This window comes from Williamsia sp. Y712 (genome assembly GCF_059445525.1).
The window spans coordinates 129579-150433 of the sequence record NZ_JCAIUN010000003.1; the positions used below are offsets into that span (position 1 = coordinate 129579).

The 20855-nt window shown below is 64.5% G+C and carries 21 protein-coding genes; 18 read left to right on the top strand and 3 right to left on the bottom strand.

What is annotated here, in order from left to right; translation table 11 throughout:
• The first annotated feature begins 2 nt into the window (after positions 1–2).
• From AC1D75_RS19860 to AC1D75_RS19940, 17 genes are all read left to right on the top strand, one after another.
• Positions 3–1499 carry a CoA-acylating methylmalonate-semialdehyde dehydrogenase gene (locus tag AC1D75_RS19860; protein WP_495517053.1) on the top strand — a complete coding sequence of 499 codons (1497 nt, stop codon included), beginning with the start codon at positions 3–5 and terminating at the stop codon, positions 1497–1499.
• Positions 1500–1523: 24 nt separating this feature from the next.
• On the top strand, positions 1524–2693 hold the full coding sequence (locus AC1D75_RS19865) for an iron-containing alcohol dehydrogenase (protein WP_495517054.1): 1170 nt from the start codon (positions 1524–1526) through the stop codon (positions 2691–2693).
• 205 nt (positions 2694–2898) lie between these two features.
• Positions 2899–3639, top strand: coding sequence for a hypothetical protein (locus tag AC1D75_RS19870; protein WP_495517055.1), 741 nt, complete (start codon positions 2899–2901; stop codon positions 3637–3639).
• Positions 3636–4442 carry a N5-glutamine methyltransferase family protein gene (locus AC1D75_RS19875; protein WP_495517056.1) on the top strand — a complete coding sequence of 269 codons (807 nt, stop codon included), beginning with the start codon at positions 3636–3638 and terminating at the stop codon, positions 4440–4442. Before AC1D75_RS19870 ends, AC1D75_RS19875 begins: the two co-directional genes overlap by 4 nt.
• Positions 4443–4456: 14 nt before the next feature.
• The gene (locus tag AC1D75_RS19880; RefSeq protein WP_495517057.1) at positions 4457–5239 is read left to right on the top strand and encodes an AraC family transcriptional regulator; all 783 of its coding nucleotides are present in this window, start codon (positions 4457–4459) and stop codon (positions 5237–5239) included.
• A 179-nt stretch (positions 5240–5418) separates the two neighbouring features.
• Positions 5419–6435: an iron-siderophore ABC transporter substrate-binding protein gene (locus tag AC1D75_RS19885; protein WP_495517058.1), complete on the top strand. Its 1017-nt coding sequence runs from the start codon at positions 5419–5421 to the stop codon at positions 6433–6435.
• Between the two features lie 38 nt (positions 6436–6473).
• Entirely contained in the window at positions 6474–7475 is a 1002-nt protein-coding gene (locus AC1D75_RS19890; RefSeq protein ID WP_495517657.1) for a FecCD family ABC transporter permease, read from the top strand.
• Positions 7472–8515, top strand: coding sequence for a FecCD family ABC transporter permease (locus AC1D75_RS19895; RefSeq protein WP_495517059.1), 1044 nt, complete (start codon positions 7472–7474; stop codon positions 8513–8515). Before AC1D75_RS19890 ends, AC1D75_RS19895 begins: the two co-directional genes overlap by 4 nt.
• Positions 8512–9327 (top strand): ABC transporter ATP-binding protein, encoded by an 816-nt coding sequence (locus tag AC1D75_RS19900; protein WP_495517060.1) that lies wholly within the window; start codon positions 8512–8514, stop codon positions 9325–9327. Before AC1D75_RS19895 ends, AC1D75_RS19900 begins: the two co-directional genes overlap by 4 nt.
• Positions 9328–9584: 257 nt before the next feature.
• Positions 9585–10109: an MSMEG_0572/Sll0783 family nitrogen starvation response protein gene (locus tag AC1D75_RS19905; RefSeq protein ID WP_495517061.1), complete on the top strand. Its 525-nt coding sequence runs from the start codon at positions 9585–9587 to the stop codon at positions 10107–10109.
• Between the two features lie 9 nt (positions 10110–10118).
• Complete coding sequence (locus AC1D75_RS19910; protein ID WP_495517062.1) at positions 10119–11174, top strand: MSMEG_0568 family radical SAM protein; 1056 nt, start codon at positions 10119–10121, stop codon at positions 11172–11174.
• Positions 11144–12586, top strand: a complete 1443-nt coding sequence (locus tag AC1D75_RS19915; protein ID WP_495517063.1) for an MSMEG_0567/sll0787 family protein — start codon at positions 11144–11146, stop codon at positions 12584–12586. The genes AC1D75_RS19910 and AC1D75_RS19915 overlap by 31 nt, the downstream gene beginning before the upstream one ends.
• Entirely contained in the window at positions 12583–13476 is an 894-nt protein-coding gene (locus tag AC1D75_RS19920; protein WP_495517064.1) for a carbon-nitrogen hydrolase family protein, read from the top strand. Before AC1D75_RS19915 ends, AC1D75_RS19920 begins: the two co-directional genes overlap by 4 nt.
• On the top strand, positions 13469–13786 hold the full coding sequence (locus tag AC1D75_RS19925) for an MSMEG_0570 family nitrogen starvation response protein (RefSeq protein ID WP_495517065.1): 318 nt from the start codon (positions 13469–13471) through the stop codon (positions 13784–13786). Before AC1D75_RS19920 ends, AC1D75_RS19925 begins: the two co-directional genes overlap by 8 nt.
• The gene (locus tag AC1D75_RS19930; protein WP_495517066.1) at positions 13783–15063 is read left to right on the top strand and encodes an MSMEG_0569 family flavin-dependent oxidoreductase; all 1281 of its coding nucleotides are present in this window, start codon (positions 13783–13785) and stop codon (positions 15061–15063) included. The genes AC1D75_RS19925 and AC1D75_RS19930 overlap by 4 nt, the downstream gene beginning before the upstream one ends.
• A gap of 11 nt (positions 15064–15074) precedes the next feature.
• On the top strand, positions 15075–15911 hold the full coding sequence (locus AC1D75_RS19935; protein WP_495517067.1) for a carbon-nitrogen hydrolase family protein: 837 nt from the start codon (positions 15075–15077) through the stop codon (positions 15909–15911).
• Positions 15908–16996 (top strand): MSMEG_0565 family glycosyltransferase, encoded by a 1089-nt coding sequence (locus tag AC1D75_RS19940; RefSeq protein WP_495517068.1) that lies wholly within the window; start codon positions 15908–15910, stop codon positions 16994–16996. Before AC1D75_RS19935 ends, AC1D75_RS19940 begins: the two co-directional genes overlap by 4 nt.
• Before the next feature lie 18 nt (positions 16997–17014).
• On the opposite strand, the gene AC1D75_RS19945 is transcribed toward AC1D75_RS19940, so the two are convergent.
• Together AC1D75_RS19945 and AC1D75_RS19950 are read right to left on the bottom strand one after the other, a co-directional pair.
• Positions 17015–17344 (bottom strand): hypothetical protein, encoded by a 330-nt coding sequence (locus AC1D75_RS19945; protein WP_495517069.1) that lies wholly within the window; start codon positions 17342–17344, stop codon positions 17015–17017.
• A gap of 54 nt (positions 17345–17398) precedes the next feature.
• On the bottom strand, positions 17399–17845 hold the full coding sequence (locus AC1D75_RS19950; RefSeq protein ID WP_495517070.1) for a GNAT family N-acetyltransferase: 447 nt from the start codon (positions 17843–17845) through the stop codon (positions 17399–17401).
• 208 nt (positions 17846–18053) lie between these two features.
• Here AC1D75_RS19950 and AC1D75_RS19955 point away from each other — a divergent pair, with 208 nt between their 5' ends.
• Complete coding sequence (locus AC1D75_RS19955) at positions 18054–19655, top strand: ABC-F family ATP-binding cassette domain-containing protein (RefSeq protein WP_495517071.1); 1602 nt, start codon at positions 18054–18056, stop codon at positions 19653–19655.
• On the opposite strand, the gene AC1D75_RS19960 is transcribed toward AC1D75_RS19955, so the two are convergent.
• Entirely contained in the window at positions 19559–20851 is a 1293-nt protein-coding gene (locus AC1D75_RS19960; protein WP_495517072.1) for a benzoate/H(+) symporter BenE family transporter, read from the bottom strand. The genes AC1D75_RS19955 and AC1D75_RS19960 overlap by 97 nt on opposite strands.
• Positions 20852–20855: the final 4 nt, after the last annotated feature.

Sequence of the window (20855 nt, forward strand, 5' to 3'; positions counted from 1 at the left end):
CAATGTTCGAGATCGCCCACTGGTCGGAGGGGAAGCCGTTTGCCGGCTCATCCGATGTGCTTGCGCCCGTGACGAATCCGGCGACCGGTGTGGTGAGTGGCCGGGTGCGGCTGGCGTCGGTCGAGGACGCGAGAACGGTGATCGCAGCGGCCGCTGCCGCGTTCCCGGCCTGGCGCGATACCTCGTTGTCCAAGCGCACCTCGATCATGTTCAAGTTCCGGGAATTGCTCAACGAGCGCAAAGGCGAGTTGGCGCAGATCATCACGGCCGAGCACGGCAAGGTCGTCTCCGATGCGCTCGGTGAGGTCGGCCGGGGACAGGAGGTCGTCGAATTCGCCTGTGGCATACCGCACCTGCTCAAGGGTGGGTACACGGAGAACGCGTCGACGAACGTCGACGTGTACTCGGTGAGCCAGCCGTTGGGGCCGGTCGCGATCATCTCGCCGTTCAACTTTCCGGCGATGGTCCCGATGTGGTTCTTCCCCATCGCGATCGCCGCAGGCAACACAGTGGTGCTCAAGCCGAGTGAGAAGGATCCATCGGCGGCCTTGTGGATGGCGCAATTGTGGGCGCAGGCGGGGCTGCCCGAAGGTGTGTTCAACGTCTTGCAGGGTGACAAGGTGGCGGTGGATGAGCTGCTGACCAACCGGTCGATCAAGTCGGTCTCATTCGTCGGCTCCACGCCGATCGCGCAGTACGTCTACGCCACCGGGACTGCCGCGGGTAAGCGGGTGCAGGCTCTCGGCGGCGCCAAGAATCACGCCATCGTGTTGCCCGATGCCGACCTGGATCTGGCAGCCGACGCCATGGTCAATGCCGGATTCGGATCAGCCGGTGAACGCTGTATGGCGATATCGGTGCTGGTCGCTGTTGGCGACATCGCCGACGAACTCGTCGGAAAGATCGTCGAGCGCACCCGGCCGTTGAAAACCGGTGATGGCACGAAGGATTCGGACATGGGGCCGTTGGTGACCGCGGCGCACCGTGACAAGGTCCGTGGTTATGTCGACGCCGGTGAAGCGGAGGGCGCCACTGTCGTGGTGGACGGACGCGCGATCACCGAGAATCCTGATCGGCCGTCTGACGGATTTTGGCTCGGGCCGACCCTGCTCGATCACGTCACGCCCGAGATGAGTGTGTACACCGATGAGATCTTCGGGCCGGTTCTGTCGGTTGTGCGCGTTGAAACCTATGACGAGGCACTGGAATTGATCAACGCCAACCCCTACGGCAACGGGACCGCGATCTTCACCAACGACGGCGGTGCGGCCAGACGTTTCCAGAATGAGGTCGAGGTGGGCATGGTCGGTATCAACGTGCCCATCCCGGTCCCGATGGCGTACTACAGCTTTGGTGGCTGGAAGGCCTCGCTGTTCGGGGACAGCCACGCACACGGAATGGAAGGCGTGCACTTCTTCACGCGTACCAAGGCCATCACCAGCCGATGGCTTGATCCGAGTCACGGCGGCATCAACCTCGGGTTCCCCGAAAACAGCTGAACCCTTCCGGTACCAGGAGATTCCATGACAACAACGAACATCGCACTGCCGCGTTTGCTGCGACTCGGAGGAGGCTCACTCGCAGCAGTTGGTGAAGTTGTTGCCGCCCTGGGCGTTACTCGTCCGCTGATCGTCACCGACGCCTACCTCGTCGGATCGGGGGCGGTGGCGAGGGCGACGGAGATCCTCACCGCCGCCGGCGTGGACGTTGCGGTCTTTGCCGAGACCGTGCCGGATCCCACCACGGAGTCGCTACAGGCCGGCCTCGACGCCGTGCGGGGGCATCGGGCCGACTCGGTGATCGGATTCGGTGGCGGCAGTCCGATGGACACCGCGAAAGCGCTGGCCGTGCTTTCGGTGGCGGGAGGTGAGATGCGAGATTTCAAGGCACCGCGCCAGTATTCGGGTGATGCGCTTCCGATCATCGCCATCCCCACAACCGCGGGGAGTGGCTCGGAGGCAACGAAGTTCACAGTCATCACCGACAATGCCACTGACGAGAAGATGCTGTGTCCGGGGACCTCGTTTCTGCCCGCCGCCGCGATCGTGGACTACGAGCTCAGCCTGTCGATGCCGCCGCGGCTGACGGCCGACACCGGGGTGGATGCATTGACCCACGCGATCGAGGCATATGTGAGCCGAAGGGCGAACCCCTACTCCGACAGCCTGTGCCTGACCGCGATCAACACGGTGGGCAAGCACCTGCGTACCGCGTATCGCGACGGCCAGGATCGGCAGGCGCGGGAAGCCATGATGCTGGCGTCGATGCAGGCGGGGATGGCATTCTCCAATTCGAGCGTGGCGCTGGTGCACGGCATGAGCCGGCCGATCGGTGCGCATTTTCAGGTGGCCCATGGGTTGTCGAACGCGATGCTCTTCTCGGCGGTGACGGAGTTCTCGATCGCCGGTGCTCCGCTGCGTTATGCAGAGTGCGCGCGGGCTCTCGGGGTTGCCACCGACGCGACCCCGGATCCGGTCGCGGCGAGCGGCTTGGTGGACGAACTCAAACAGTTGTGCGCCGACGTCGAGGTCCCGACACCGGCGGCGTACGGCATCGAACGCGCGGCATGGGACTGCCTGTTGCCGGTGATGGCCGAGCAGGCGTTGGCATCGGGATCGCCGGCCAACAACCCGCTGGTGCCCGACGCCGATCAGATCTGTGACATCTACCGGACGATCTACGCCGGATCGTGAGGTCTCGGCGTAACGGACATCGTGTGCTCTGTGCATGTTCCGTGGCTATACTTTGTGGCTGACGCCGGACCTCGTTTGTGAGGGACCCCGTTCTCTTCAACTGAATTGGCGCGGTGCGCTGTCGAACGTGATGGGTTGGTGGAATCGACCGCCGAGTCCCCGCGGGTCGAGCCTTCCGTTGCCGACTGAGAACCAGGTGGCACAGATGACTGTACAAACGAACCGAGCACCTTCACCGTGGCCGGGGTCTGAGTATTCGGCGCTCCTCGACTGGGAACTCGACGATGCCGAGTCCTTGCCGGAGGTGGCGGACAAACTTGCCGCAGTGGGTGAGCAACTGATGGCCGCGCACGTGGCGGGCTGGACATTGGTATCGCCGATGCGGGATGGGCGGCTGCACGCGCGTCGGCCATCCCGTCGCAGGCGCGGTCTCGAACCTGCCGGCGGTGTCGATGTTCCCGTGGGTGTCCTGGCCCCGAGCCTTCGGTGGCGGCTTCGGATCATCGACGAGGTCGTGGACGAACCCGGCGCCTACCTCACCGCCGAGGCGTCCGGCGCTACTCCGTGGCTGTCGGCACGCGGTGGTGAGTTGTCGCAGTTCAGCGGTCCGGAGGTCGATGGCGCCACCATGGCGCAGGTGCGAGCTCAGTTCGGGCCGGGAGAGACCGCCGATCGCAGGTGGGCGCTGGTCTCGGCCCGGATCGGTCCGTCAATGGATCTGATTGCCGAACACAGTCGGCTTCGGCAGCATGCGGTGGTCAGCGGCGTTGTGGTGCGGACCGTCGAGACCCTGGGCCATCGGCACGCGGCCGACCGTGCGACCACCTTGCCTGCGGCGGCGCAGGCGTATCGCCGACTTGCGGCCGCGGCGACGGCTATGCACGACGTGGGGGGCCGATTGTCGGCCATCGATGACGGATTCGTGATCGTCGAGTATCCGGTATGACCGATGCCGAGATGATTCGGCAGGCGTGCGCGATGCCGGATCCGGTCGCCGATCGGCTCGGTCGAGCGGGTTGTGTTTTTGCGACCGAGGAAGCGGCGATCCTCAAGGAATTCGCCTGCAGCCCGGCCGAACTCGACAGGTTGTGTGCGCGCCGCGTGACCGGTGAGCCGCTCGAGCACATCGTCGGGCATGTGTCCTTCGACAATCTCCGACTGTCTGTCGGTCCGGGTGTCTTTGTGCCACGGCAGCGTTCACGATTCTTGGCGCGGGCGACGATCGCAGCGGCGCGCGCCGGCCGGGATCCGATTGTGGTGGAAGTGTTTTGTGGTGTTGCGCCGATCGCGTCCGCGGTGAAACAGGCTTTGCCCGGGCTCGAAATCCATGCCGCCGATATCGATGCCGGCGCACTGGAGCATGCCGCGGTCAATGTGGGTGGCACTGCGACGCTGCATCAGGGTGCTGGATTTGATGCCCTGCCCGACATGTTGCGGGGGCGGATCGGCGTGATGGCCGCCGTGCCGCCGTATGTCCCGACCACCGCCTCGGAATTCTTGCCACGGGAGGCGTTGGACCACGAGCCGCACCACGCCCTGTTCGGTGGTCCGGACGGGCTGGACCACATCGGGCGTCTGATCGAGGACGCTCCGGAATGGTTGTCGGACAACGGTTGCGTTCTGATCGAGATGAATGTCGACCAAGTGGGGCATGCGACGTCCTGCGCCGAGCGGGTCGGCTTCGGCCTGGAGTGGCCGGGCAGCGGTGACCGACAGACGACTGTGGTGGGGTTGCGCCGCGTTCGCTGACCTATGGTGGTCGGGTGAGTATCGAGGTGGCCGACAAGCGGAGCTTGCCCGTCTATGAGGCGGGCGCCATCGAGGTCCCGTTTGTCATCGCGGGTGTGTACGAGGTCATCTCACGCGACACCCATTGGGAAGAGCATTCCCATCCGACGCATGAATTGCTGTGGAGTGCCAAGGGGTCGTCGTCGACCACCGTCGGCCCTCGGGTGTGGACGATCACGCCGACGATCGGGTTGTGGATCCCCGCGGGCGTCCTGCATTCGGGCTGGACACCGGCCGGGACCGCGCTCAGCTCAGTGCATTTCAGTATTCGTGAGGTTCCGTCCATCTCGGATGAGCCGGTGGCTGTCGAGGTCTCTGCGCTGTTGCGGTTGTTGCTCGACCGGCTCGGTGCCGATGATCTCGACGATGTATCGCGGTCGACCACGGAGGCCATGGTTCTCGACGTGTTGACCCCGGCGCCACATCAGTTGTTGCTGCGGGTTCCGGAATCGGCGCTGCTGGCGCCGATTGTCGCCACCGTGCAGGCCGACCCCTCCGACGAGACGCAGTTGGGGGAGTGGGCGAGCCGCCTCGGCGTCAGCGCCCGCACGATCACGCGGGCATTCGATTCCGAGACCGGTATCGGTTTCACCCGGTGGGTGGCCACCGCGCGCGTCCAGCATGCGATCACGTTGCTGGCCCAGGGACACGCGATCGAACACGTTGCCGGGCGGGTCGGCTATCGCTCGGTGAGCGCGTTCGGAACGGCATTTCGCCGGGTCACCGGAATGAGCCCGGGCCGGTTCCGCGAGCTGTGAGGGGTATGGGCGGCGGCCCACTACTTGTCCGTTTCGCGACAAACTATGTCACTTTTGCTTGATTGCAATCGCAAGCATCGCGATCTAGCCTCTGTTAGGTAATCCTTACCGATGTTGATCGGTCGCCGGTGGGCCCGCCGGTGCATGCGTCTTTTTGCTTCACGAACCGAAAGGGAACAATGTCTCGCGCACCCAAGTTGGTGGCATTCGCGGCGGCAGCGCTGCTCGCGGTCGGGCTCGCGGCCTGCTCGTCGTCCTCGGACGACAATGGCGGCGACGGTGACTTCACCCCGATCACCATTGAGCACGCGCTCGGAACCACGACCATCACCGAAAAGCCTGAGCGGGTGGCCACCGTGAACTGGGCAAACCACGAAGTGCCGTTGGCACTGGGCATTGTTCCCGTGGGCATGGCGGCCGCAAACTTCGGCGACGACGACGGCGACGGCATGTTGCCGTGGGTCAGCGAGCGGCTCGATGAGCTCGGCGGCGAAGCCCCGGTGCTGTTCGACGAAACCGACGGCGTCGATTTCGAAGCTGTCGCCAACACCGATCCCGACGTGATCCTGGCTTCCTACTCCGGCCTGACCCAGGAGGACTACGACACTCTCAGCGAGATCGCGCCGGTGGTGGCTTACCCCGAAACCGCGTGGGGCACCCCCTGGCAGCAGATGATCGAGCTGAACAGCAAGGGTATGGGCATGGAGGCCGAGGGCGCCGAGCTCATCGCCGGCCTCGAGGCAGAGGTTGCTGCTGCCGGGACGAAATACCCGCAGCTGCAGGACAAGTCGATCATGTTCCTGACGCACGTCGACGCCGCTGATCTCAGCGAGGTCAGCTTCTACACCACCCACGACACGCGGGCCCTGTTCTTCGAGGACCTCGGGTTGCAGACTCCCGGCAGCATCGCAGCGGCGTCGGCTGAAACGGAAAAGTTCTCGGCGACACGCAGTGCCGAGCAGATCGACGGTCTCAGTGACGTCGACATCATCGTGACCTACGGCGACGAAGCGCTGATTGCGACTCTCAAGGCCGACCCGCTGCTGTCCCAGATGCCGGCAGTGGCAAACGGCGCCATCGTGGCCCTGCCCAGCACGCCGCTGGGAACCGCCGCGAACCCGACTCCGTTGTCGATCTCCTGGGTACTCGACGACTACGTCGCGCTGCTCGCGGAAGCAGCAGACAAGTCCAAGTGACACAAGGTACTTCGCAGTCCGCCTCGGGCGTCGCCATCGTGCGACGCCCGAGACGGGTGCGGGCACTTGGCTTCCTGGTCGTCGTCGCGGTCTTGGTCGTGGTGGCGATCTTGTCGATCAAGGTCGGCTCTCGCGGTGTCGATTGGTCGGACGTCTTGGCCGTGCTCGGCGGTGACTCCGAGGGAATGAACCAGGCCGCGGTCGAAAAGCGGATCCCCCGGACGCTTCTGGCGATCATCGTCGGAGCCGCTCTTGGCGTATCCGGTGCGGTCATGCAGGGCGTGACCAGAAACCCGCTTGCCGATCCGGGCATCCTCGGGGTGAACATGGGTGCATCGCTCGCCGTGGTCATCGGGATCAGCTACTTCGGCCTGTCCGCGGCGTCCACCTACATCTGGGTTGCCATCATCGGTGCCGCCGCCGCTGCTGTATTCGTCTATTTCGTCGGCTCGCTCGGGCGTGGTGGTGCCACGCCGCTCAAACTCGCGCTCGCCGGCGCTGCCACCTCGGCGGCACTGATCTCTTTCGTCACCGCAATCATTCTGGGGCGCAATGATGTCGCCGATACCGTCCAATCGTGGCGCGTTGGCGGCGTAGGTGGAGCGACCTATTCCAGCATCGAGCAGGTCCTGCCCTTCTTGGTGGTCGGGTTCATCGTCTCGATGTTGTCGGCGCGTGGCCTCAACTCACTCGCGTTGGGTGACGATCTTGCCGCCGGACTCGGTGAGCGGGTAGCCCTCGTCCGTGGTGGCGCCTCCCTGGGGGCAATCATCCTGTGTGGCGCAGCGACCGCGGTCGCAGGCCCCATTGCCTTTGTCGGACTGGTTGTCCCGCATGCCTGCCGACTGATCGTCGGCGTGGACTATCGGTGGTTGCTGCCGTATTCGGCTGTCACCGGCGCGGTCTTGCTCACCGTGGCCGACGTGATCGGGCGGATCGTCGCGCGCCCCGCCGAAATCGACGTGGGCATCCTGACCGCGCTGATCGGCGCACCCTTCTTCATCTACATCGTCCGTCGGCAGAAGGTCGGAGCCCTGTGAGTTCGGAAACCATCGTGACGGCGCAGACCATCGCCCGGAACCGCAAGATCCGAGGTGGCCGCCGTCGCTGGGTGATCGCGATCCTGGTGGTACTCATCGTCATCGTCTTTGCCATCACCCTGATGTTCGGCAAGACTTTCTACCCGCCCGGGGATGTCCTCAAAGTGATTCTGGGGGAGAAGGTCCAGGGCGCGACCTTCACCGTCGGTCGCCTGCGGATCCCACGAGCAGTCCTGGCCGTTGCCGCAGGTTTGTGTTTCGGTCTCGCCGGCATCACTTTTCAAACCATGCTGCGAAACCCGTTGGCCAGCCCCGACATCATCGGGATCAGCGCGGGTGCCAGCGCTGCGGCCACCTTTGCAATCGTCACGCTGTCACTCGGCGCGACCCAGGTGTCGATCTTCGCCATCGTTTCCGCGCTTGCTGTTTCGGTTCTGATCTACGCGCTCTCGTTCCGCGGCGGCGTCGTCGGAACCCGGCTGATCCTCATCGGTATCGGTATCGCGGCGATGCTCCACAGCATCACGGACTACCTTCTGGACCAGGCCGCGGAATGGGACCAGCAGGAAGCGATGCGGTGGCTGACGGGCAGCCTCAACGGCGCTTCGTGGACCCAGGCGGTCCCGGTTCTGTTCGCACTCGTCGTGCTGGCACCGGTGCTACTCGGACAGTCGCGCAATCTCGAGATGTCGCAGCTCGGTGATGACGCCGCATCGGCGCTCGGGGTGCGGGTCAACCGAACTCGACTGATCGTGATCGTCGCTGCCGTGGGACTTCTCGCGTTCGCCACCGCAGCCTCGGGACCGATCGCATTTGTGGCGTTCTTGGCCGGTCCCATCGCCGCGCGTCTGGTCGGACCCAATGGCTCCCTGTTGGTCCCGGCCGCGCTCGTCGGAGCCCTACTGGTGCTGGTGGCCGACTTCGTCGGACAGTTCGCGTTCGGCACCCGCTATCCGGTGGGTGTCGTGACCGGTGTGCTCGGTGCCCCGTACCTCATCTACCTGATCGTTCGTACCAACCGCGCCGGAGGCTCGCTGTGACAACCACACACCAACTCCTTGTCGAGAACCTGACTCTCGGCTATGGCGATCACACCGTCATCGAGAAACTGGACCTATTGGTACCCCCTGGCAAGGTGACGGCCATCGTCGGCGCGAACGCCTGTGGCAAATCGACTCTGCTGCGGTCGATGTCACGCCTGCTGACCCCGCGATCGGGTCGGGTTCTGCTGGACGGCACCGAGGTCCACAAGACGCCGGCCAAACAGCTGGCGCGCACCCTCGGTCTGCTGCCGCAGTCGCCGATCACCCCTGAAGGAATCACGGTCGCCGATCTCGTGGGACGCGGACGGCACCCGCATCAGGGACTGTTCTCTCGATGGACCCGCGAAGACGACGAAGCCGTGGCCGCTGCGCTAGAGGCCACCGAGACCTCGGCGCTGGCCGATCGGCCGGTGGACGAACTCTCCGGTGGGCAACGCCAACGGGTATGGATAGCAATGGCTCTGGCCCAACAGACCGACGTGTTGCTGCTCGATGAACCGACGACATTTCTCGATGTCAGTCACCAGATAGAGGTTCTCGACCTGTTGACAGATCTCAATCGTGACCGTGGCACCACTATCGTGATGGTGTTGCACGACCTCAATCTCGCCGCCCGGTACTCCGATCACCTCATCGCCCTTGCCGGTGGAAACGTCCATGCCGCAGGCGAACCCGCCGAGGTATTGACCGAGGACAACGTCCGGGCGGTGTTCGGCCTCGACAGTCAGGTCATCATCGACCCGACATCGGGCAAGCCGCTGATGCTACCGCTCGGCCGTCATCACGTAGTCACCGAACCGAGTCATTAGACAAACGCACCCGTTCCAGTCATTTACACACGTTGCAACGTGTGCAAATGACTGGAACAGGTGCGTTTGTTTGTCTCGGATCCACTATTTCCTCCGTGTTACAGCTGTGAGCTCTTGGCACTGCACTGTTAGTCCCGCGATAACCAGCCTGAAACCGGAAACTCTTGTACTGGTACTCGCAGCCGGTTCCGGCTCCTGGCCCTAGCGGCAAAGCAGCCGCGGCGGCCTGACGCATCCCGTCTCAACAGGAGGACTCCATGTCCGAGATCGACCAGTCCATCGCCGAGAATATCAAGAAGTCCATCGCCGAGATCCCACATCCGTCGTTGCCGAAGGGCACCAACATCTACGGCGGCACCAAGATCTTCCCCGACTACAAGGCCAACGACGGCGAGTCGTACTTCACCTTGGTCCACGGAATCGCCCACGAATCGTCGGTGAGTTTTGTGGCGGTCTTGCAGGCGACGCGCGCACTGCGCAAGGGATTCGAATCGGCGATGTACTTCTACGGACCCGGAGCCATCAACTGCCTGGCCACCCGCGGCTTCCCGACCACCGGTGACTCGGGCTTCCCGGGCGAGCAGAACATCAACGATTCGCTCGCCACGTTCATCGCCGAGGGCGGCACGGTGTTCTGTTGCCGATTCGGTCTGGCGTTGCACGGCGGACGCGAGGAAGACCTCATCGAAGGTGTGATCCCGGCGCATCCGCTCGACGTGCAGGATGCGCTGATCCACTACGCACGCAAGGGCGCCATCATCAATTCCACCTACATGGTCTGAGGTGAGGATATGTCCGTATCGGCACGCGTAGATCTTGCGCTGCTCGGGGTTCGCGGCTCACCCCCGCTGCGCCGATCCGCAGGCGCAGGCCCCAGCGACGACGGCCACCTGATCATCGACGGTCTCAGTGCCGCGATTCCGCGCAATCCTCTGAGTCCTTATGTTCTCGACGGCGGTCAGGTGTTGCTCGACGGAGCCGAAACCGGCCTGGAGGTGATGGCCATCGAACGGCCCGCCTTCTACGACCTGCGCACCGATGCGGGCATCGAGTACGAGAAGATCGCCAAGCTCCACGGCCGGGACGTGTTGGCCACCACGGTGATGCAGACCTGTATCCGCTACGACGAGTCGCAGCGCTGCAGGTTCTGCACCATCGAGGAGTCGCTGCGGTCCGGCGCGACGGTGGCCGTGAAGAAGCCGGCCGATCTTGCCGAGGTCGCCGAGGCGGCCGTTCGTCTCGACGGCGTGAAGCAGATGGTCATGACCACCGGTACGTCCGCGGCGAAGGACCGGGGCGCCAAACATCTGGCGCGCTGCGTCCGCGCGGTCAAAGCGGTGGTGCCCGATCTGCCCATCCAGGTCCAGTGCGAACCGCCCGGTGATCTGGCCACACTCACCGAGTTGAAGGACGCCGGTGCCGAATCGATCGGCATCCACATCGAGTCGCTCGACGATGCCGTCCGCAAGCGCTGGATGCCGGGCAAGGCGACGGTGTCCACCGACGAGTACCGGGCGGCGTGGGCCGAGGCGGTCCGGGTGTTCGGTCGAAATCAGGTGTCGACGTACCTGCTGGTCGGATTGGGAGAGGACCCCGACGAACTGGTTGCCGGTGCGCGCGAACTCATCGACATGGGCGTGTATCCCTTTGTGGTGCCGTTCCGTCCACATGAGGGATCGCTCGCCGTTGACGTGGACCGTGCCGTCGCCCCACGCAGCGACGTCGTCGAGGACGTCACCCGCCGGGTCGCCAAAGAGTTGTCCGCCGCGGGGATGCTCGGCGCCGACCAGAAAGCCGGATGTGCCGCCTGCGGTGCATGCAGTGTCTTGCAGAATGTCGGAGGTTGAGCGTGCACACCGGTATCCCTGATCTGGCGATCCTCACCGGGCCACGCCGCGCGTCCTCACCGGCCGCGTTCATCATCCAACCAGCCCGGGATGCAAGGGAACTCAATCAGTATCGGGCCCTTCGTCACGAAGCGTTCGTGGTGCAGCAAGAGCTCTTCGCGAGATCCGACCACGATGATCTCGACGATGACTCTCGTACGATTGTGCTCTGTGCGATGGCTCCCGATGGCACGGTGCTCGGTGGGGTGCGGCTCGCGCCGGCGACAACCGATGACATCGGGTGGTGGGCAGGCAGCCGGTTGGTGGTGGCACCGACCGAACAGGCTCGAGGAGTCGGTCCGGCACTGGTGCGCGCAGCGAGCGCGCACGCCGAGAGTTCCGGGGTCCTGCGATTCGACGCCGCCGTACAACAGCGGTACCAGCCGATGTTCACCTCGTTGGGGTGGCAGTACACCGGCGACGTCGACGTCGCCGGGGTCACACATGCGGCGATGCGCTGGCCGATCAACAAGATCGAGCGCCTCGTCACGGCCACCAAGGCGATGCTCGCCGACGTGCTGGCGCCACTGGCAGAGCAGTCGATGGGATTGGGGCCGAGTGGTTTCCGCGGCGACGACGGCACGCCGGTTCCCGGCAGCGATCTGATCGCGGCCTGCGACGCGATCATCCCTTCGATGGTCGAACGCGATCCGGAATGGGCCGGGTGGTGTGGCGTGCTGGTCAATCTCAACGACTTGTCGGCGATGGGAGCCACCCCGGTCGGATTGCTCGATGCGGTGGGCGCGCCCACCCGATCGCAACTGACCCGGATCGTTCGAGGAATGGCCAGAGCCGCTGCCGCATGGGGTGTTCCGGTCCTCGGTGGCCACACGCAGGCCGGTGTTCCGTCGTCATTGTCGGTGACCGCGCTGGGACGGACCGCGACACCGGTCCCGGCCGGGGGTGGGCAGGTAGGCCACGACCTTCGGCTCACCGCCGATCTCGGAGGCAACTGGCGTCCGGGATATGCAGGGCAACAGTGGGATTCCACATCCACCCGCAGTTCTCGAGATCTGGTACGGATGGGAACGTTCGTGCAGCGGGCAGCTCCGGCTGCGGCAAAAGACGTCAGCATGGCCGGGCTTGTCGGAACCACCGGCATGCTGGCCGAGGCCAGCGGAACCGGCGCGCTGCTCGACATGTCCACCATCCCACTCCCTTCTGGCGTGGCGATGGGCGAGTGGGTCACAGCCTTCCCGGGATTCGCCATGATCACGGCAGACGCGCCGGGCCGAGAGGTTCCCGATGCGGGACCGGCGACCAGTGCGGTCTGCGGACGACTCATCAAAGGCCACGGCGTCAGCTTGCGCTGGCCCGACGGCACGATCACACAAGCGGTGCAAGGCACCGTCACAGGATTGGGGAAAGCATGAGCACCACAATTTCTGTCGCGTCGGCGCAGTTCGGCCGCGACATGGAGGAGGCGTACCAGACGATCGGTGCGCTCATCGAACTGGCGCGGCAACGGGGCAGCGACCTGCTGGTCCTCCCGGAAGCTGCATTGGGCGGCTATCTGCCCAGCCTGGGCGGCGGCGACGAGAGTCCGGAGGCGAAGCAGCGACGACTCGAAAGTCTGCCTCCCGCTCTCGAACTCGGTGGTCCGGAATTGGAGCGGGTCATCAAGATGGCCGGCGACATGACCGTGACGCTGGGCTTCTGCGAGGCCGATGGTGAGACCCGCTATAACGCGGCTGTCACCCTCAGCGGCGACGGGATACTCGGTTCCTATCGAAAGGTCCATCAACCCCTGGGTGAAAACCTCTGTTATTCAGCAGGTTCGGAGTATCCGACCTTCGACACCCCGGTCGGGCGGATGGGGATGCAGATCTGCTACGACAAGGCATTTCCCGAGGCCGCCCGGGCGCTGTCGCTCGGCGGGGCGGAGATCGTCGCGTCTCTGTCGGCGTGGCCGACGTCGCGGACCAACACCACACCCAACATGGAAGACGACCGCTGGAAGCAGCGTTTCGACATCTACGACCGGGCCCGGGCATTGGAGAACCAGCTGATCTGGGTGGCGTCGAATCAGGCCGGTACCTTCGGCTCCCTGCGATTTGTCTGCAGCGCAAAGGTTGTCGGACCGGGTGGGGAGATCCTCGCCGACACCGGAACCCAGGAAGGCCTGGCGACCGCGACGCTCGACGTCAAGTCTGCGATGGCCGCTGCCCGCGGTGGCGGGATGTACAACCTGCGTGATCGTCGACCCGAGATCTACGGCAGTGTCACCGAACCCAACCGCGTCGAGGAGCTCACCTATGCCTGAGATGACGTTCACCGTCCGCTGGCCGGACGGCACAGAGCAGCAATGTTATTCACCCTCATTGATCATGCACGACTTCTTCGAGCCGGGTGCGGAGTACCCGGTGGGGGAGTTCGTATCGCGCAGCACCGAAGCCCTGACCATCGCCAGTGACCGTGTCCGCGCGAAGTTCGGCTTCGCCTGCACGTCGGCGGCCGCTCAGCTCGAGAACATCGAGGCAGCGGCGCGCCAGATGCCCGACGGGCAGGTCCAGATATTGACGATGAGCGGTGCCGAACTGATCACGCCGACACAGGCAGGACATAAATCATGAACGAATCTCCCGTGAGTACCTCGATCGAGGAGGTGCCGGTGGTGGTCATCGGCGCCGGTCAGGCCGGGCTCTCTGTCAGTTGGCATCTCACCCGACGCGGTGTCGCCCATGTGGTGCTCGAACGAGACACCATCGCCCATGAATGGCGGGATGGACGCTGGGACAACTTCACCCTCGTCACGCCCAACTGGCAGTGCAATCTGCCAGGCTACGAGTATTCCGGTGACGATCCGGACGGCTTCATGACCCGCGACGAGGTGTATGCCTGGGTCTGCGACTACGCAAAGACCTTCGATCCTCCGGTACGCGAGCATGTTTCGGTGGTATCCGTGAGCCAACGCGCTGGCGGTGGATTCGACATCGCCACCACAGCCGGGCCTTTGCACGCGCAGCAGGTGGTGGTTGCGGTTGGCGGCTATCACACTCCGGTGATCCCGCGTTTCGCAGAGAAGCTGCCGGATCGGATCGCGCAGATACATTCGTCGCAGTACCGCGGCGCCGATCAGCTCCCCGAGGGAGCCGTGCTGGTGATCGGTTCCGGGCAATCCGGGGCGCAGATCGCCGAGGATCTGCACCTGTCCGGTCGAAAGGTGCACCTGGCCACGGGAAGTGCCCCACGTGTGGCCCGTTTCTACCGGGGTCGTGACTGCGTCGCCTGGCTGCACGACATGGGTGTCTACGACGTCTCGATCGACGAGCATCCCGGTGGTCTGTCCAAGCGCGAGAAGACAAATCACTACGTGACCGGCCGAGACGGTGGACGTGACATCGACTTGCGCGCATTCGCCCGCGACGGTATGCAACTGCACGGCCGGTCCACCGGGCTGGTCGGGACGACCCTGACCTTTGCGCCGAACCTGGCGAAGAACCTCGACGCCGCCGACGCCGTCAGCGACGCGATCAAGGACGACATCGATTCCTACATCCAGCGAGCCGGCATCGATGCGCCGACGGAACCGCGGTACGTCCCGGTCTGGACGCCGGAAACCGAAGTGACCGAACTGGATCTGGACACTTCAGATGTGTCGGCGATCGTGTGGTCGATCGGCTTCCGTACCGACTACCGTTTCCTCAAGGTCGGAGTCTTTGACGGAGAAGGGATGCCGACCCACAATCGTGGTGTCACCTCGACACCCGGCGTCTATTTCCTCGGCCTTCCATGGCAGCACACCTGGGGCTCCGGACGATTCGCCGCCATCGCGCGTGACGCCGAGTATCTGGCCGATCAATTGACCGCAGGGCGTGTTTCGACCGCGCAGGCCACATCGAGTCACTAGGCTGATCCGCTATGGCACCCATTCGTGTTGCCGCACTCGCAGCCCATTTCGGCAGGGATGTCGAACGTGCGGTGAGCAAGATCGTCGGGATCATCGAGGCGGCTTCGCGCGACGGCATCAATCTGTTGGTATTGCCCGACGCGTCGCTGGGCGGATACATCGGTGACCTGCGATCGCCGGACATCGATCAACTTCCACCGACGGTGGACACCGACGGACCCGAACTGGCGAAGATTGCCGAAGCAGCGGGCTCGATGACGGTGTGTGTGGGATTCACCGAAGCCGCACAGGGCAAGCGGTACAACACCGCGGTCTGCCTGTCCGGTGACGGGATCTTGGGTCTGCACCGCAAAGTCCATCAGCCGGCCGGTGAATCGCTCGCCTATGCGGCCGGTGACGACTTCGCGGCCTTCGACACGCCGGTCGGCCGGATCGGAATGCTCATCGACTACGACAAGACGTTCCCGGAATCGGCCCGCACTCTTGCGCTCGACGGGGCGAGGATCATTGCCGCACTCTCGGCCTGGCCGGCGAGCGTCACCGACCGTGCCTCCCGGCTGCCCAACGATCGGCAGTCCCGGCTGTTCGATCTCTACGACGCGGCCCGCGCCGCGGAGAATCAGGTGGTGCTGGTGTCGTCCAATCAGACCGGGGTGATGGGCAAACTGCGATTCCTCGGACAGGCCAAGGTGGTCGGGCCCGGCGGAGAAGTGCTGGCGAAGACGTGGGCGAAGGGTGGTATGGCGGTGTGCGACATCGACATCGATGCCGAGATCAACCGGGCCCGCACGGTGCTGCACCACCTCGCGGAGCGGCGCACCGACACGTATTGGCAGGACGCTCTGTGAGAGTTTCACTACTGACCTACTCCACCAAACCGCGTGGCGGCGTGGTACATACGCTCAATCTCGCCGAGGCCTTGGCGAAGGCAGGCGCCGAGGTCACCATCTGGTCCTTGGCGCGCGGCGGTGACCCAGGGTTCTTCCGTCCGGTGGATCCTGCCGTGACGGTGCGGCTGGTCCGATTCAAGGATCGCGAAGGCGATACGGTGACCGACCGGATCGTCCGGTCCATCGAGGTGCTGGGTGCTGAGTTCGACGCGGCAGCAGCCGATATCGTGCATGCCCAGGACTGCATCAGCGCCAATGCGGTTGGCAGGTGCATCCGGACCATTCATCACCTCGACCAGTTCACCACGCCGGTGCTCGCCGCGTGCCACGAGAAGGCCATCGTTGAGCCCTTCGCCCGGATCTGTGTGTCGTCCGCGGTGGCGCAGGAGGTTCGACAGGGTTGGGGGTTCGAGCCGACCGTGATTCCCAACGGTGTCCAGGCGCGGCGTTTTGCGGCGGCGTCGGGCAGTGATCCGGAAGCTGTGGCGGCGCGGCAACAGTGGGGTAGTCGACTCGGGAGGTACATACTTGCGGTGGGAGGGATCGAACCCCGGAAGGGGAGTATCGATCTGCTGCAGGCCTACGCATATATGCGCCGCGGCGACCCTGAACTCCAACTCGTATTCGCCGGTGGCGAAACGCTGTTCGACTACCGCGACTACCGCACCGAATTCAACAGCCGGGCCGATGATCTCGGCATCGCGCCGATAGTCCTCGGGTCGGTCTCCGACAACACCTTGCCTGCGTTGGTGGCCGAAGCTGCGGTACTCGCGTTCCCATCGACCAAAGAGGGCTTCGGTCTGGCCGCGATGGAGGCATTGGCCGCAGGCACACCGGTGGTGGCCCGCGACCTACCGGTGCTGCGGGAGGTTTTCGGCGATACCGTGCGTTACGCCCGGACACCCGAGGACCTGGCCGGACAACTGACCGCCGCAATGACTGTCGATCCTGCGATGCAATCACGTGGCCGGGACTTGGCGACCAGCTTGACCTGGGAACTCGCTGCGGAACGTCATCTCGAGTTCTATCGTTCGCTCCTCTGACCCGTCGATGTGCCGACATCACCGTCGAGCGTGCCAGAACCGCCGTCGAGTGGACCCAGATCTCCGATCCGGAGGGGCGGGTGCAGTCATGAGCTGGATATAGTCGACGATCTCGACCAGCGCGCGCCGCTCGTCGGCCCCGCCGATACCACCGTCGACGGTGATCGAAATGGGTGTTCCGGCGCGAATGTCCAATTCGTCCCAACAGAGCGGCAGGCAATGGGCGTACAGCCGACGCCCGTTGACCACGAGGTGGATCCGCGGCGCGTAATCGGCGGTCTTCCACGATATCCGCTCTGCGGCATCGTGATTCAACGAACCGTTGGCAGTGAACTCTTGCAGGTACATCGGCCTTCTCCGGGTGGTGTCAGCGCTCTTCGATTGTAGTCTCGGGTCCGATCCTCACAAGGACTTTGTGAAGAAGACCCGGCAGAACCCGTGTTCTGCGGCGCGGTGCGTCTCTGTGAACCCATGCCGTGGGTAGTAGCGGAGGTTCTCGGTCATGAGTTCGTTGGTGTAGAGCTCCAGACGGCCCAGGCCCAGCGCGCGGGCCTGTTCTGCCGCGAAGTCAAGAAGTTGCGCCCCGATGCCGAGCCCCTGGGCGTCAGGCGACACCGCGAGGTTGTCGAGTTGCAGGTGATCGGCCCCTGGCGTGAGCACGATGGTCCCGACGATCGCGCCGTCGTCCTCCGCGATCCACACGGTTCGGGTGTCGATCAGGCTGACGTAGTCGGTGTGCATGGGCGCGGGTTCGGTGCCGATACGTTCGGTGTAGTGCGAAAACGCCGCAGAGATCAGGTCTGATACGGCCGCGACGTCGCCGGACACTGCGGATCGGATGAGCACCATCGCAACATTCTGCTCGCAGAACAAAATACTTGCGAAGCTCCGAATTGTTCTGCACACTGGACGACGTTCTGCTCCCGACAGTCAGGTTTCTCCAGTGAAGATCATCGACGGCTCCGCGTCCTGACGCGCTGACACCGTTCGATTGCCGCATGCCGCGGCGGGATGAGTTGTTGGCGTACTTCCGTCTTCATTCTTCCTGGGAGTCCGTATGCCTGCGCATTCTGAATCTGCAATTTCTCTCCGAGACGTCAGCCTTGTTCGGCCGGACGGATCCTCGGCCCTCTCACACCTGACGGTGTCCTTCGGCATCGGACACATCGGTGTCATCGGCGCCAACGGGTCGGGAAAATCGACACTGCTCAAGGTCATTGCCGGGGACATCGCCCCCACCTCGGGATCGGTGACGGTCGCCGGCGAAACCTCCTACCTGCCACAGGATCTCATCCTGCGCAGCGATACCACGGTCGCCGACCTCCTGGGTGTCCGCGCTCGGGTTGATGCGTTGCTGGCGATCGAGGCCGGATCAACGGACTCGGGGGACTACGAAACCCTCGGCGACGACTGGGATGTCGAAGCCCGGGCGCGGAAGGTTCTCGCCGAGGCCGGTATCGAGAAATTGGGCCTGGACCGCAACGTTGGCACCCTCTCCGGCGGCGAGGTGATCCTGACGGCGATCGCGGGCCTGCGTCTGCGTGGTGCTCCGATCACGTTGCTCGACGAACCGACCAACAACCTCGACCGGGACGCCCGGTCCCGGCTGTCCGCGCTGATCCGGAACTGGCCGGGCACCCTGCTGGTCGTGTCCCATGACACCGCGCTGCTCGAATCGATGGACACGACAGCCGAGCTGCGCGACAACACCGTGACCGTGTTCGGTGGTCCGCTTGGCGAGTATCGCGAATATGTACGGTCCCAACAGGAGTCCGCGCAACAGGATCTGCGGTCGGCACAGCAGGATCTGAAAGTTCAACAGCGGCAACGCGTGGAGACCGAAACGAAGGTTGCCCGGCGCGGTCGCTACGGGAAGGCCAACACCAATCTGCCGAAGATTCTGCTTGGCGCGCGTAAGCGCAGCGCCCAGGAAACCGCGGGCCGACTGCGAACGGAAGGCGACAACAAGATCAACGACGCACGCCGGGCAGTCGAGGGTGCCGCCGAATTGATCCGCGACGACAAACACATCCGGATCGAGTTGCCCGACCCGGAGGTCCCGGCAGGCCGGCGTTTGGCCGAGATACGCAGCGGCGATTCGACGATCGTGATCGCCGGACCGGAACGGGTTGCGCTCACGGGTGCAAACGGATCGGGCAAAACAACTCTGTTGCGAACGTTGTGGGATCCGGAGCCCCCGGAGGAGGGTCCGTACGCGGTCGCGCACACCGACCGCATCGGTTACCTGGCACAACGTCTCGATGATCTCGACGACGCCGCCAGCGTTCTCGACAACGTTCGGTCCGCGGTACCCGATGTTGCGCCGAACCTGGTGCGGGCCCGGCTGGCTCAGTTCTTGCTACGCGGTGACGCAGTGGACCGACTGGTTGGTGAACTCTCTGGCGGCGAACGGTTCCGGGTGGCACTTGCCCGATTGTTACTGGCGACCCCGCCGGTGCAGTTACTCGTCCTCGACGAGCCGACCAACAACCTCGACCTCGACAGCGTCGACCAGTTGGTGGAGGCGCTGTCGGAGTATCGGGGTGGGATGCTGGTGGTCAGTCACGATGACGGATTCTTGGCCCGGCTGGGTATCTCGCGGTCGCTGGTACTCGTCGACGGTGTTGTGGAGTCCGGCGAACTCTTCAGTACCGCGTAGACGACGAGTCCGGCGACCAGCGCCCAGAATGCCGATCCGATCCCGGCCACGGAGATCCCGGCTGCAGCCACCACAAAGGTCAGAACTGCTGCAGTTCTGGACTTTTCATCACGCAAGCTCGCAGCGAGTGCGCCGGCCAGCGTATCGAGCAGGGCTAGGCCGGCCACTGTTTCCACCAGTCCGGCCGGTGCGATCGTCACCAGTGCGGCGACGGCTGCTGAACTGATGCCGATGACGAGATAGACCGGGCTCACGGTGGCGGCCGCGATCCATCGCCGACGCGGGTCGGGTTCGGCGGCGGGGGCGGCGGTGAGTGCCGCGCTGATCGCGGCCAGGTTCACCGCGTGCCCGCCGGCCGGCGCGGCCATCGAGGTCAGGGCGCCGGTCACCAACATCGAGGGGCGCCAAGGGATCCGATAGCCGAAGCTGGCCATGACTGCGGTACCCGGCAGGTTCTGCGACGCCATGGTGACGATGTAGAGGGGTAACGCGATGCCCACGCAGGCCTGCAAAGACCATTGCGGGACAACCACATCCATTCGGGGAATCAGTGAATCGGCGGTCACGCCCTTATCGGACGTCAACAGGACCACCGCAATGACAATGGCCGCGGTACCAAATGCGGCGGGCACCGCCCACCGCTTGGCGAATCGGATCAGGATCAGCCAGACGACGATGACCGGAGCGATGGCGAGCGGTTCGGCGGCGACCGCACGTACCGGTTCCAGACACAGGGGCAGGACGATTCCGGCCAGCATCGCCTGGGCGATCGGCGTCGGTATGGCCTGCACCAGTGAGCCCAGGCGTGGCCACAGCCCGGTGGCGACGACCATCACGCCGACGAGGACGAATGCTCCGACGGCTACCGGGAAGCCGCCGTCCGGTGTTGCCGTGCCTGCCAGCAGTGCCGCGCCCGGCGTCGACCAGGCCAACGTGATCGGCATCCGGTACCTGGTCGCCAGGAATCCGACGCCGACGGCGATGGCCACGCAGAGGGCGAACAGGCCGGAAGCGGCTTGTTCTGGCGATGCGCCGACAGCTCTCAGGCCGGTCAGGACCACGGCGAAAGAACTGGTGAATCCCACCAGCGAGGCAACGACACCGGCGGTGATCGGCTGGGTGAGCGACACACGAACCTCCGCGGGTCGGGGTAGTAGGGACCATCGTAAAGTAGATTGGATCTTGGATCCAATCATAGGA